General features: G+C 70.6%; 10 protein-coding genes. 6 read left to right on the forward strand and 4 right to left on the reverse strand.

Annotated features, from left to right (window positions below):
• Positions 1–75: 75 nt before the first annotated feature.
• Positions 76–1,737 (reverse strand): dolichyl-phosphate-mannose--protein mannosyltransferase, encoded by a 1,662-nt coding sequence (locus tag LF262_RS10110; protein WP_235780203.1) that lies wholly within the window; start codon positions 1,735–1,737, stop codon positions 76–78.
• A 79-nt stretch (positions 1,738–1,816) separates the two neighbouring features.
• Between LF262_RS10110 and rsmI the strand changes: the two genes are divergently transcribed.
• Both rsmI and LF262_RS10120 read left to right on the forward strand, forming a co-directional pair.
• Entirely contained in the window at positions 1,817–2,698 is an 882-nt protein-coding gene (rsmI, locus tag LF262_RS10115) for a 16S rRNA (cytidine(1402)-2'-O)-methyltransferase (RefSeq protein ID WP_235780433.1), read from the forward strand.
• Between the two features lie 174 nt (positions 2,699–2,872).
• Positions 2,873–4,366: an NAD-dependent succinate-semialdehyde dehydrogenase gene (locus LF262_RS10120; protein ID WP_235780204.1), complete on the forward strand. Its 1,494-nt coding sequence runs from the start codon at positions 2,873–2,875 to the stop codon at positions 4,364–4,366.
• Between the two features lie 22 nt (positions 4,367–4,388).
• Here the strand turns inward: LF262_RS10120 and LF262_RS10125 are convergent, their stop codons facing one another.
• Genes LF262_RS10125 through LF262_RS10135 form a run of 3 tightly spaced genes read right to left on the reverse strand, consistent with a single transcriptional unit; the run spans position 4,389 to position 9,169 of the window.
• The gene (locus LF262_RS10125; protein WP_235780205.1) at positions 4,389–6,731 is read right to left on the reverse strand and encodes a transglutaminase TgpA family protein; all 2,343 of its coding nucleotides are present in this window, start codon (positions 6,729–6,731) and stop codon (positions 4,389–4,391) included.
• Complete coding sequence (locus LF262_RS10130) at positions 6,728–8,101, reverse strand: DUF58 domain-containing protein (RefSeq protein WP_235780206.1); 1,374 nt, start codon at positions 8,099–8,101, stop codon at positions 6,728–6,730. Before LF262_RS10130 ends, LF262_RS10125 begins: the two co-directional genes overlap by 4 nt.
• Positions 8,102–8,110: 9 nt before the next feature.
• Positions 8,111–9,169: an AAA family ATPase gene (locus tag LF262_RS10135; protein WP_235780207.1), complete on the reverse strand. Its 1,059-nt coding sequence runs from the start codon at positions 9,167–9,169 to the stop codon at positions 8,111–8,113.
• 85 nt (positions 9,170–9,254) lie between these two features.
• Here LF262_RS10135 and LF262_RS10140 point away from each other — a divergent pair, with 85 nt between their 5' ends.
• The 4 genes from LF262_RS10140 to LF262_RS10160 all read left to right on the forward strand — a co-directional run bounded on the left by LF262_RS10140 (position 9,255) and on the right by LF262_RS10160 (position 13,400).
• Complete coding sequence (locus tag LF262_RS10140; RefSeq protein WP_235780208.1) at positions 9,255–10,208, forward strand: TatD family hydrolase; 954 nt, start codon at positions 9,255–9,257, stop codon at positions 10,206–10,208.
• Between the two features lie 123 nt (positions 10,209–10,331).
• Complete coding sequence (locus LF262_RS10145) at positions 10,332–11,489, forward strand: resuscitation-promoting factor (protein WP_308190519.1); 1,158 nt, start codon at positions 10,332–10,334, stop codon at positions 11,487–11,489.
• Between the two features lie 41 nt (positions 11,490–11,530).
• On the forward strand, positions 11,531–12,424 hold the full coding sequence (rsmA, locus tag LF262_RS10155) for a 16S rRNA (adenine(1518)-N(6)/adenine(1519)-N(6))-dimethyltransferase RsmA (protein WP_235780209.1): 894 nt from the start codon (positions 11,531–11,533) through the stop codon (positions 12,422–12,424).
• 10 nt (positions 12,425–12,434) lie between these two features.
• Positions 12,435–13,400 carry a 4-(cytidine 5'-diphospho)-2-C-methyl-D-erythritol kinase gene (locus tag LF262_RS10160; RefSeq protein ID WP_235780210.1) on the forward strand — a complete coding sequence of 322 codons (966 nt, stop codon included), beginning with the start codon at positions 12,435–12,437 and terminating at the stop codon, positions 13,398–13,400.
• The last annotated feature ends 18 nt before the right edge of the window (positions 13,401–13,418 follow it).

Below are 13,418 nucleotides of genomic sequence, written 5' to 3' on the forward strand. Positions count from 1 at the left end.
CACTGCTTCCCCCATCCCCCGCCCCCCATCCTGCCATCTTCCGTGCTGGGGGGGCGGCTGCCACGGGCGGGACGGCTAGGTCCAGCTCGGCATCCACAGCCGCAGACGCCATTCGAGGTACGGCATGGGTTCCCCGGTCCAGAGGGGCATGAGGTAGGCGGACACCACGAGGGTGGCGAGGACGAAGACGCCGACTGCCAGGAATCCGGCCTGCCGGCGGGCCGGCGGGTCGGTCGGACGGCCGAGCGCGAGCCCGAGGACCGTGGCCAGGGCGAGGATGAGGAAGGGCTCGAAGGAGACGGCGTAGAACGCGAACATCGTCCGGTCTGGGTACATGAACCACGGCAGGTAGCCGGCGGCGACGCCGCCCAGGATGGCGCCAGCGCGCCAGTCGCGCCGCCCGGCCCACAGCAGCACGAGCACGGCGAGCGATACTGTGGCCGCCCACCAGATCAGCGGATTGCCCACGGAGAGCACGGCGGACGAGCAGTGCTGGACACCGCACACCCCCGAGGGCTCCGCATAGTAGAACGAGACTGGGCGCCCTTGGAGGAGCCAGCTCCATGGGCTTGAGGCATACGGGTGCGGCGACGAGAGCCCATTGTGGAAGGAATAGGCCTCTTGGTGGTAGTGCACAAGGGACCGCAGGGGCGCGGGGACCCAGTTCCACGCCGGGTCGGGGTTCTCCTCCGCCCAATGACGGTAGAAGCCGTTGTCCGAGAGGAACCATCCGGTCCACGAGGCGAGGTACACAGCACCCGCGGTGAGAAGGATGCTCGCCGCCGCGAGAGGCGCATCCCGCACGATCGCACCCGGGAACCAGCCGCGGACCCCCGCCTCGCGCCGCGCCCCGGCATCCCAGAGGACCGTCATGATCCCGAAGACCGCGATGAAGGCGAGCGCGGACCACTTGACCCCGACCGCGAGGCCCAGGCAGATTCCGGCGGTGACCCGCCACCACCGCACGCCGAGCCACGGACCGGCCACGAGCGCCGTCGGCCGTATCCGCCCGTCCGGTCCCGCCAGTGCGCCGAGGTGGGCCGCGAGGCGCCGCCGTCCGTCGTCGCGGTCCAGAAGGAGCGCGCAGAAGGCGGCCAGTATCCAGAACGAGAGGAAGATGTCCAAGATGCCCGTGCGGGAGAGGACCAGATGGTGCCCGTCGATGGCCAGGAGGAGGCCGGCTGCGGCCGCGAGCGTGTGGGAGCGGAACAGCCGACGGGCGGCCCACGCAGTCATCATGACAGCCAGGGTCCCGACCACGGCGGCAGAGAAGCGCCAGCCAAACGAGCTTGCTGGGCCGAAGAGAGCCATCCCGAAGGCGATCATCCACTTGCCCACCGGGGGATGGACCACATACTCAGGCGAGGCGAGCAGGCCGGCCATGTCGCCGTTGACGAAGAGGTCGTTGGCGTTCTGGGTCCAGCTCCGCTCGACCCCGGAGACGAGATAGGAGTAAGCGTCCTTGACGTAGTAGGTCTCGTCGAAGATGAGGGCGTGCGGCTGGTCGAGCTGCCAGAGCCGCAAGATGCCTGCGATGACACCGGCCGCGACCGGGATGAGCCAGACGAGCAGGCGGTCGCGACGGCCGGCATCCCTCCACGCGCTGGCTGGTCCGAGGAGCCTGGTGTGCAGGGAGTCTGCGGTTCGGCCCGCCGCGGCCGAAGGGGGGTCGAGCAGGCGGGAGCGCGGGGAGTTCCAGCTGCGCACCTGGGCACGGGTCTCGGTCGGGGTGGCCATCCTGCCCCATGCTACCGGTGGGCGTCGGGCACCTGCGGCAGTGCTGGCGTACGCTGGGTCGGTGCAGCAGCATCCCGAGATCCCCACCGCAGCGCACGACGCCGGCGCTCCCGGTCGGCGGTCGGCTTCCGGCGGCGCTGTGGTCCTCGCAGCGACTCCTATCGGCAACCTCGGGGACGCGAGCCGCCGGCTGACCGAGCTGCTCGGCGAGGCGGATGTCATCGCGGCAGAGGACACCCGCCGCCTCCAGCGACTCGTACACGGCCTCGGAGTCCACCCGCGCGGGCGCATTCTGAGCTACCACGAGCACAGCGAGGCGGCAAAGACCCCCGAGCTCCTCGAGGCGGTCGCCGGCGGAGCGACCGTCCTCCTCGTCACGGACGCCGGGATGCCCGCGGTCTCAGACCCGGGCTACCGGCTGGTCGAGGCGGCGGTTGCGCGGGGCCTCACGGTCACGGCCGTGCCGGGTCCCTCCGCGGTCCTGACGGCGCTCGCCCTCTCAGGCCTGCCCACGGACCGGTTCTGCTTCGAGGGCTTCCTGCCGCGCAAGGCCGGCGAGCGGGCATCCCGGCTGGTCGAACTGCGCACGGAGCGGCGCACCATGGTGTTCTTCGAGGCACCCCATCGGCTCGCGGCCATGCTGCGGGCGCTCGTGGACGCGTTCGGCGGCGACCGCCGCATCGCGGTGTGCCGAGAGCTGACCAAGACCTATGAGGAGGTACTGCGGGGCACCGCGGGCGAGCTCGCCTCCTGGGCCGAGGCGGGCGAGGTCCGGGGGGAGATTGCGGTGGTGGCCGAAGGCGCTCCCGAGGCGCCTCCTGCACGGACGGAAGACCTCGTGGCGGACGTCCAGTCCCTCGTTGCCGCCGGCACGCGCCTCAAGGAGGCGGTTGCCGTCGTGGCGGATGAGGCCGGCACCAGCAAGCGCGAGCTGTATGCCGCCGTGCTAGCGTCCCGCTGAGAACTGGCAGTGCGTTCGCGAAACCCCGGAATCATGCGGAAGTAGATTGTGCAGTTGCACAGGTGAAGTGTGTCACTGTCATTCCGTTTTTCATGGACACCCGCGGGTCGCGGGGCCTAGCGTGGAAGGAGTCCACCGACGCTCGCCGCCGAGCGTGCCCATGAAGGAGTCGACGTGTCTGAGACCACCGCTGTCACCCCCGAGCGCGAGCAGGACCTGCTCGCCAAAGTCCCCACCGGCCTGCTGATCAATGGCGAGTGGCGCGAGGCCACCGGCGGCAAGAAGTTTGCGGTCGAGGATCCCGCGACCGGCAAAACGCTCCTTGAGATTGCCGATGGCACGAGCGAGGACGCTGTCGCGGCCCTCGATGCCGCCGCAGCAGCGCAGGCCTCGTGGGCCCGCTCCGCCCCGCGCGAGCGGGGCGAGATCCTGCGGCGTGCGTTCGACCTTGTGACCGAGCGGGCCGAGGACTTCGCGCTCCTCATGACCCTCGAGATGGGCAAGCCGCTCCCCGAGTCACGCGGCGAGGTGACCTACGGCGCCGAATTCCTGCGCTGGTTCTCTGAGGAGGCAGTGCGCGACTACGGCCGCTACCTCACCACGCCCGAGGGCAAGAACAAGATCCTGGTCCAGCGGAAGCCGGTGGGCCCATGCCTGCTCATCACCCCGTGGAACTTCCCGCTCGCGATGGCCACCCGCAAGATCGGCCCGGCGCTGGCCGCAGGCTGCACCATGATCGTGAAGCCGGCGAAGTTCACGCCGCTCACCACGCAGCTGTTCGCCTCAATCCTCGTGGAGGCTGGCGTGCCGGCCGGCGTCGTCAACGTTGTCTCCTCGTCGTCGGCGTCCAGCATCTCCGGCCCGATCATGAAGGACCACCGCCTGCGGAAGGTCTCGTTCACGGGCTCGACCCCCGTCGGCCGACGCCTCCTTGCAGACGCCTCCGAGAACGTGCTGCGCACATCGATGGAGCTCGGCGGAAATGCCCCGTTCATCGTGTTCGAGGACGCCGACCTCGACAAGGCCGTTGCGGGTGCGATGGCCGCCAAGATGCGCAACATGGGCGAGGCCTGCACGGCAGCGAACCGCTTCCTCGTGCAGGAGTCGGTCGCCGAGGAGTTCACCTCCAAGTTCGCTGCCGCGATGGCAGAGCTCACCCCCGGCCGCGGTACCGAGGCCGAGTCGACGGTTGGCCCGCTCATCGACGGCGGGGCGCGCAAGGATGTCCATGCGCTGGTGACCGAGGCCGTCTCCTCCGGCGCACGCGTCGCGACCGGTGGTGCCCCGCTTGAGGGCGACGGCTACTTCTACGCTCCTACCGTTCTGGCGGACGTCCCGAACGATGCAGAGATCCTCCGCAACGAGATCTTCGGTCCGGTCGCCCCGGTGACGACCTTCACCTCCGAGGAGGACGCCATCCGCCTCGCCAACGCGACCGAGTACGGCCTCGCCTCATACCTGTACACCCGCGACTACGCGCGCATGTTTCGGGTGGCCGAGCAGATCGAGTACGGCATGGTCGGCTTCAATGCCGGAGTCATCTCGAACGCCGCCGCGCCCTTCGGCGGCGTCAAGCAGTCCGGCCTCGGCCGCGAGGGCGGCGCCGAGGGCATCGCGGAGTACACGACGGCGCAGTACATCGGCATCGCGGACCCGTATGCTGGCTGACCCCTCGACGTGAGGGCACCAGCTAGTCCCTCTTCCGCCGCACCTGCCGCAGCGCACGCTTGACCGCCGTGTGCATCCTGACCCCCGCAGCCCTGGCTGCGGGGGCCAGGTGCGTCCGGGCACGGGTGAGCCAGGTGAAGGACGACGGCGGGAGCGCGGCGATGCGGGCCCGGTGGACGGGGCGCTGTGCGAGCCTTCCGGCCCGGTGCACCTCGGAGACGGCCACTCGCGCGGCGTCCTGGTCGGCCTCGTAACCGGGCCGCCCGAACTCCTGCCGTTCGTACGCGGTGGTGAGCGTGTCGAGCGCACGGTGCAGCCCGGCGTCGTCCTCGCTCCAGGAGCCTAGACGTTTCGCGTAGCTCCGCGGCGTGTCCGCGGGGCCGGGCGCGAGCCCGTGGTCGAGGCCCACCGCCTCGAGTTCTTCCCAGATGCCCTTGAGCCCACGTCTGAGCCGCCGGCGTCGTTGCGCGGTGCGGATGGCGGCGGGGAGGGCGACCACTACGGCGGCCATGACGACCGCGAGCGCGACGAGCAGCGCGGGGACCCACGGCGTGGACCCGCCCTCACCTGGGGCAGCCAATGGCGCCTGGCTCGGTGCGGGGGAGGCCTCTGTGCCATCAGGGCCGGCTCTGAGGCCATCGTTGAGGTTGTCGAGGTTGGTGCTCTCGCTGGGAGCGGTCGAGTCGGTGAAGGCGTAGGAGGGAAGGAACCCTCGGGACGGGGTGGGCTCGAAGGGGACCCATCCAAGCCCTTCAAAGTACAGTTCTGGCCACGCATGGGCGTCCCGCCCGTCGACCTGGTACTCGGGGAGCGCCTCGGCGGACGGAACCGAGACGGTCTGGCCCGTGGGGTGGCCGGGGGCGAATCCCACGGCGATCCTGCTCGGGATGCCCACCACGCGGGCCATCACCGCCATCGCGGCGGCGAAGTGGATGCAGTAGCCGGAACGCTTGGCGAGGAACGTGTCGAGGACGTCCATGCCGGTGCCGTCGTAGCCGTCCTCGACGGGCGTCTTCTCGGAGTACTTGAACGTGCGCAACCAGGTCTGGATGGCGAGAGCCCGCGAGTACGAGGTCCGGGCTCCCCTGGTGACGTCCTCGGCAGCGGTCCGGACGCGCTGCGGGACGCCGCGCGGTACCTGCGCGGCGATCAGGTCGATCCCGCGGGGCGCGGTGACGGCGGCGCTGAGCGCGGCGGGGGTCAGCTGGGGCATCACGGAACGGACAATGTAGAGCTGATTCTGGCTTGATGCCGGCTCGCCCTTGACGCTCAGGTCGCTGGGGTCCCAGCCGAAGGCCCCGCGGACGCCGTCGAACGAGGTCGGCGCATAGGGCGCAGGCAGGTAGGGGCTGGTAAACCCGCCGGTCATGATCACCGTGGTGCTCGTAGCAACGGGTGCGGTCACCCGGATTCCAGCGGCGATCCGCGAAAGGGGCCGTTCGAGCTGGTCGTCGCGGTTCTCGGGGCCCCAGGTGCCTCCGTTGAAGTCCTCCACTGTGACCGTGCGCAGGTACACGGGGGCTTTCGAATCGGTGGCGTACTTGAGGACACCGAGCGCGTCCGAGCTGCGCAGGTCGCTTCCGAGGCTGATGAGAGGGTTGAGGCCCACGTTCTGCCCGAGGCTCTGGAGGCGGGATCCCTCGGGGAAGGTGCCGCGGTCGAACCCGGGGATCATCTGGGGGAGCACGAGGGCTCCGGCGACGATGCCGGCGACGAGGACGGCGAGCCTGCCGGGCGAAAGCGCGGCTGCTGTGTGCTCGGTCGAGTGATCGGCGTCGGCGGTCCCCGCGGTTGCCAAGAGGCCCAGGTAACCGACCGCTGCGGCAGCGAACCCGACCACGCCAACGCTCTCCGGCTTGAGGACCGCAGGGACCACGAGGACGGCGAGGACTGCAACCCCGGACACGGCGGGCATCCGGCAGGAGAGCGCGATGGTCTCGGTGATGAGCCCGATGAGTCCGACGGCGCCTGCCGTGAGGGCTACGATGCCGACGTTCGGTGACGCCGGGACGGCGTCGAAGGCCACGGTGTGCCAGGCCTGGTCGAGCGCCTCGTGCGCGGACTCGAGGGTCCCACCGGTCGGGACGATGCCGAGGAAGCTCGCGTCGCGGAAGAACATCGAGTCCATGGCCAACGTCCATGCGGCGAGTCCGGCAACGGCGGTCAGGACGGGATGCAGGCCGAGGGCCCGGGACAACGCGGTGCCGGCCAGTGCCGCGCAGGTGACCGCCAGGACGGGATACAGCCAGCCCCAGCCGCGCAGTACGCCGCCGTAGGCGATCGACCCTCCGCCCACAGCAATCGCGAGGAACACCTCCGCGGGGACGTGGCGCCATGTGAAGCGCCTACGTCGCGGGGCCTTCATGCCGAACTCCTCTCCTCGCCGCCACCATCGCGCCTGCCTTCGTACGCGGGGCTCTGGCCAGTGCCCGGGCCGGCCGTCGCCGCGGTCAGAGCCGTCCACACCCGGGCAACAGAGGAGCGGGGCGTCGCCTCGATGGCGAGCCACCCGGAGTCCCGGAGCGCCTCGACCGCCTCCCGGGAGGATCCGGCGCGGGGAGTGACGATAATGGCGAGTGCGCGCTCAGCGAAGCTCGCAGCCGTTGCGAGCTGACGGGCGTCCTCGCGGGTGGTGCGCCCGAGGACGGCGACGATCGGCCCCCGGTGCCTGTGGCCCTCAAGCCGGTCCAAGAGCCGGTCGCTGAAGCCCTCGGTGCCTCCTGAGCCCTCGAGCGGTGCGATCGCGGCCAGTCCCTCGGCAACCATGGCGAGCCCGTCGCGGCCCGAGTAGTCGGGCGCGTCCGGCTCGGGCGCGGAGGCCGAGTGGGCGAGGGCCAGCCCGCCCGCGGGTTCGAGGAGCCGGAGCGCATAGCCGCGTTCGGAGAGGTGCGCGGCGATGGACATGACCGCTGTCACTGCCCATTCGAACGTGGGCGTGTCCGGCCCCCCGGAGTCGTTGTGCCCGGCCTGGGAAAAGGCCGGGCGGCGGAGATCCACGACGAGGGTCGCCTCGGGGGACACCGCGGACTCCTCCTGCCGGACCATGAGCTCGCCATGGCGTGCCGTTGCGGCCCAGTGGACCCGGCGCATGGGGTCGCCGTGGCGGTACTCGCGGGTCATGACGTCGTCGTCGCTCGGCATCGACTGGATGCGGGCGGCCACTGCGCCCTCTGCGCCGCGCACGCCCGACAGCACGGACGCCGCGAGCGGCACTGCCGCGGGGGTGACGGTGAGGCGAGTCGAGGAGCCGATGCGGCTGTGGCGCTCGGCGAGCCCGAAGGGGTCGGTGTGCCTTGCCTCCACTGGCCCGAGGGAGAACACGCCGCGCCGTGGGCATCCGAGCTCGTACCGGTAGTTGCTCGAACCGTCCCGGGAGATCGACCGGCCGGGGTAGACGAAGGCTGGGCCGGTCCCGAGCGAAGCGGGCAGTTGCTCGGCCATCGACATCCGCCCAGACAGGATCCCGCTGTGAGCAAGGCTCAGCGCAACCTCTGTGAGCTGCCCGGCTTCCACGACCTCGGGGCGTGGCTCGCGCCGTACGCTCATCGACGGCCGGATGAGGAGGTTGGAGACGAGCGCGGCTGCCGGAATAAGTGCAAGGAACACGGCGAGGTGGAGGAGATCCCGGCGACCCATGACTTGGGCGGACACGAGGACCATCGCGGCCGCGGCTGCAAAACCCCAACCACGCGGTGTCAGCGTGCCCCGCCAATCGGCCCGGGCGCCCCGGCCCATCCTGTGCCCCTACCCCCGCCGGCGGACCGACGCGTGGCCCGAGGCCGGGATCGGCACGGAGTCCACGAGAGCGTTCAGGACGGATGCGGACGTGAGGCCGCTGCTGGCAGCCCTTCGCTCGAGCACGAGGCGGTGCGTCAGGACTGCCGGAGCCATCGCGGCGACGTCGTCCGGGAGCGCGAAGTCCCGGCCGGAGAGGGCAGCGTGGGACTTGGCGGCGCGGAGCAGCTGGAGGACCGCGCGCGGGCTTGCCCCGAGGCGGAGGCGTTCGCTGGTCCGCGTCGCCCTGCCGAGGGCCACGGTGTACTCCTTGACCGGCGTGGAGACGAAGACATCCTTGACGGTGGCCGCCATGGAGCGGATCTCCTCGGCATCGACCACGGGCTCGACTCTGAGCAGCGGTGAGTCGGACTGGTGGTCCTCGAGCATTTCGGCCTCGGCTGCCGCGTCTGGGTAGCCCATCGAGATCCGGGCCATGAACCGATCCCGCTGGGCCTCCGGCAGGGGATAGGTGCCCTCCATCTCGATCGGATTCTGGGTTGCCACGATCATGAACGGCTCACCGAGGGTGTAGGACGTACCGTCCACCGTGACCTGGTGCTCCTCCATGCACTCGAGCAGCGCCGACTGGGTCTTGGCCGAGGCGCGGTTGATCTCGTCCCCGATCACAATGTTGGCGAAGACGGCGCCGGGGCGGAACTCGAACTGACGGGTGGCCTGGTTGTAGATGGACACTCCTGTGACGTCGCTCGGAAGTAGATCCGGAGTGAACTGGATTCGGCTCACGGAGCAGTCGATGGACCGCGCGAGCGTCTTGGCGAGCATTGTCTTTCCCACGCCCGGGACGTCTTCGACCAGGAGGTGGCCCTGCGCCAGCAGTACTGTCAGGGCAAGGCGCGCCGCCTCCGCCTGGCCATCCACCACCCCGCCGATCGAGGCGAGGATCCGCTCGCACGTGGCCTTGAAGCGCGCCGCCTCCATGGGCTCGGCGCGCTCGCGGCCGTCCAGCGCGCGCAAGGGGCCGATGGATGCCTGAATCCGGTTGGCACTCGTGTCATGACCATCCATGTGTTCCCTCCGACTGGCGGAATGTGCCCTGCGTCACGCCCTAGCTCAACGTTACCCGCAGCGGTCGTTTTATACAGTGGAGGCCATGTGCTCCGCCCATCCTCCCGCTGCCTACCGCTGGACCGACGAGGCCGCAGATGCCCCCGGCGGCGAGGACTCCGCGTCCTCCGGACGCCGCGCCGCCACAGACGAGTCGGGGCGCAGGCGGCGGCTCGAGTACCCACCGGCGCCCGAGCCGCTGCCGGTTCCCGTGGTGGACAACCACACGCATCTGAACTTCCGTGACGGATTGGTCGAGGTCAGCGTGAAGGACGCGCTCGACGCCGCCACCGCCGTGGGCGTGGACCGCGCCGTCCAGGTGGGCTGCGACCTTCCGTCCTCGCGCTTCACAGTCGAGGCCCTCGGCGCCGATGCCCGGCTGCTCGGCGCCGTCGCCCTCCACCCCAACGACGCCCCGCGGTACGCCGCCCGCGGCGAGCTCGAGGCTGCGTACGCGGAGATCGAGCAGCTCGCCGGCCATCCTCGCGTCCGCGCGATCGGAGAGACGGGACTCGACTACTTCCGCTCGAAGGGCGATGCCCTCGCCGTCCAGCATGAGTCCTTCCGCTGGCACATCGATCTGGCGAAGCGGCTCGGCAAGACACTGCAGATCCACGATCGTGACGCGCATGACGACGTGGTGCGGATCCTCGCCGAGGAAGGTGCTCCCGAGCGGGTGGTGTTCCACTGCTTCTCAGGAGACGAGGACCTCGCGAGGACGTGCAATGAGCACGGGTGGTTCATGTCCTTCGCGGGCACATTCACGTTCAAGAATGCGGACAGCCTCCGCCGGGCGATCGCCTTCGCCGAGCCATCGCGGATTCTCGTGGAGACGGACTCGCCGTTCCTCACCCCGCACCCGTACCGAGGGCGGCCCAATGCGAGCTACATGGTCCCCTACACTGTCCGTTCCATGGCAGAGGTCCTCGACGCGGACCTCGCCGAGCTCTGCACGCGTCTCTCGGCGAACACCGAGGAGGCGTACGGCTCGTGGGACTGAGCCGGGGGGCCGCTGGCGCTGTAGTCGTTCCGTGACCTGATTGGCCGCCGAGTAACGCTTCTATTACAGTGAGTCCTCGTGGCCGGGGGCGGGGGTGCCCGGATGGAACGACGAAGGACCCTTGTGAGCAGACACTCCGCGCGCCACGCCGCCCGACCGAGCAGGTCCCCCCTTTCCCCGGTCCGCGTCGCAGGCCAAGCGGCAGTCGTCGCGGCCCTCGCTCTCGGAACCACGGCGTTCGTCGTCAACGGCAAGACGGTCACCCTCAACGTGGACGGCCAGGCCAGTACCATCACGACCTTCGCCTCCACTGTGGACCAGGTCGTGAAGAGCGCGTCCGTCGAGGTGGGCGGCGCCGACAGGGTCTCGCCCGCGGTCGAGGCGCCCGTCGTGGACGGCGGCGTCGTGACGATCAGCCGCGCCAAGCGCGTCGAGGTGGACGTCGACGGCGCCCGCCGTGCCGTGGATACGACAGCGTCCGACGTCTCGGAACTCGTCACGGAGCTCAAGGTGGCCTCCGGTGCGCGCACCTCGCTCGACCGCTCCGCCCGCCTCGAGCCGGGCGCTGGCCCGCTTCGGATCACCACGCCGAAAGACGTCACCGTGGTGGTGGACGGCAGCCCCGTGACGCGCACGACGGCGGCCGCGACCGTTGCGGAACTGCTCACCGAGCTGGGCCTCACCCCCGGGGAAGCCGACCGCCTCTCCGCCCCGCGCAGCGCACCCATCGTGGCGAACATGGCCCTTAAGGTCACCAGAGTGGATGCCTCCGCCGCAGCCACCGTCACCGAATCCCTCCCGTACAGCACAGAGAAGCTTGAGAGCGCCGACCTCGCCGAGGCCGAGACCAAGGTGCTGGCCAAGGGTGTGGACGGCCAGATCGAGAAGAAGTACCAGCTCGTGACCGTGGACGGCCGCGAGGCGCAGCGCACCCTCGTCTCCCAGGACGTGATCAAGGCTCCCGTCCCCGAGAAGATCCTCGTGGGCACCAAGCCCAAGGCCCGACAGAACAGCGGGGCCGCCGCGGCGCCAGCCGCGAACGCCGGCATGTGGGACAGGATCGCCCAGTGCGAGTCGAGCGGGAACTGGGCCGCCAACACCGGCAACGGCTACTACGGGGGCCTCCAGTTCGACGTCTCCTCCTGGATGGCCAACGGCGGGGGCCAGTACGCCCCCAACGCGTCCCTCGCGACCCGCGAACAGCAGATCGCCGTTGCCAACGCGTACTACGCCAAGGCCGGCCTCGCTCCGTGGGGCTGCCGCCACGTGGTCGGCGGTTGAGAGGCCGGTCGCGGGAGCCGGGGCGACGGTAGGATGCTCGGGTGACTGAAGCCCGCGAATCCCGCCCGCTCCTCGGCGCCGCAGAGATCCGCGCACTGGCGGGCGAGCTCGGCATCAGGCCCACCAAGACGCTCGGCCAGAACTTCGTGATCGACGGCAACACCATCCGCCGCATCGTGGCCGCAGCCAGGCTCGATCCGGCCGAGACGGTCCTCGAAGTCGGCCCAGGCCTCGGTTCTCTCACGCTGGGGCTCCTCGACGCCGCCGCACGGGTGGTCGCGGTGGAGATTGACCCCGTCCTGGCCGGCAGGCTCCCCGCCACCGTCGCCCGGTGGCGACCGGACGCCGTCGGCCGTTTCGACCTCGTCCTCTCCGACGCGCTCAAGGTCGCCGAGCTGCCGCGGGAGCCGACCGCGATCGTAGCGAACCTCCCGTACAACGTGGCCGTGCCCGTGGTGCTCCATCTCCTCGAGCACTTCCCGAGCCTGCGACACGGGCTCGTCATGGTCCAGGACGAGGTTGCCGACCGCCTTGCGGCCAAGCCGGGCTCCAAGGTGTACGGCGTGCCCAGCGTCAAGGCCGCGTGGTACGGGACCATGCGCAAGGCCGGCGTGATCGGCATGAACGTCTTCTGGCCCGCGCCCAAGATCCACTCCGGCCTGGTGGGCTTCACGCGCACCGACGCGCCGGCCACGAGCGCGAGCCGGGCGGAGGTCTTCGGCGTCATCGACGCCGCCTTCTCCCAGCGCCGCAAGACGCTGCGGGCAGCCCTCTCGGGATGGGCGGGCTCGGGCGCCGAAGCCGAGCGCATGCTGCGGGCGGCCGGCGTGGACCCGCAGGCGAGGGGAGAGGTGTTGGCCATCACCGAGTTCGCCCGCATAGCAGAACAGAAGCGTGCGGCCACTGGATCTGCCGAGGCAGGGGCGGTCCGATAGCGTGGAGGCCATGCGCACTCCGACCGGCCGCGGTGGCCGTCACCGGTCCGTGAGGGTCAAGGCCCCAGGCAAGGTCAACGTCTCCCTCAAGGTCGGCCCGCTGCGGGCTGACGGCTACCACTCGGTGGCCAGCGTGTACCTGGCGGTCTCCCTCTTCGAGGAGGTCATCGCCACGAGCACCTCGGAGCCAGGGGTCACGGTGAGCCTCAGCCCTGAGAGCACCCTCGACCTTGACGACCTCGACATCCCCCTCGATGAGCGCAATCTCGCCGTGAGGGCCGCCATGCTCATGGCCGAGATGACCGAGAACCCGACCGGCGTCCACCTGAGGGTTACCAAGCGTGTTCCCGTGGCCGGCGGCATGGGCGGCGGATCCGCCGACGCCGCCGCGGCCCTCCTCGCATGCGATGCCCTGTGGGGCTCCGGCCTGTCCAAGGAGGAGCTCGCCCATGTCGCCGCAGAGCTGGGCGCCGACGTCCCCTTCGCGCTCCTGGGTGGGGCCGCCGTCGGGCTCGGCGTCGGCGACCAACTCTCGCCGGCCCTCGCGACAAGCCGATTCGACTGGGTGCTCGTCCCCGCCGAGTTCGGCCTCAGCACGCCCAGGGTCTTCGCCGAGCTGGACCGCCTGCGCGATGAGGAGGGCATCAGCGCGGCCGAGCCGAGCGGAGTCGAGCCCGCAATCCTCGCCGCCCTCCGCACAGGTGATGCCGGGGGGCTCTCCCACCTGCTCGTCAACGACCTCCAGCGCGCCGCGATTGGCCTCGCACCCCAGCTGCGCGACACGCTCGGCTGGGCCGACTCGAACGGGGCCCTCGCCTCGATCGTGTCCGGCTCCGGGCCCACCATCGCACTCCTCTCGCGCGACGCCGACGCTGCCGCGGACCTGGCCGCCGACCTCGCCCACCGCGGCGTCGAGGCGCTGGCAGTCCACGGTCCGGTGCCGGGCGCCCGGATCGTCAGCGACACCGTCCTCTGACCTCCCGGCCCCGCGCGG

This window comes from Sinomonas notoginsengisoli (assembly GCF_021554725.1).
Classification (GTDB): domain Bacteria; phylum Actinomycetota; class Actinomycetes; order Actinomycetales; family Micrococcaceae; genus Sinomonas; species Sinomonas notoginsengisoli.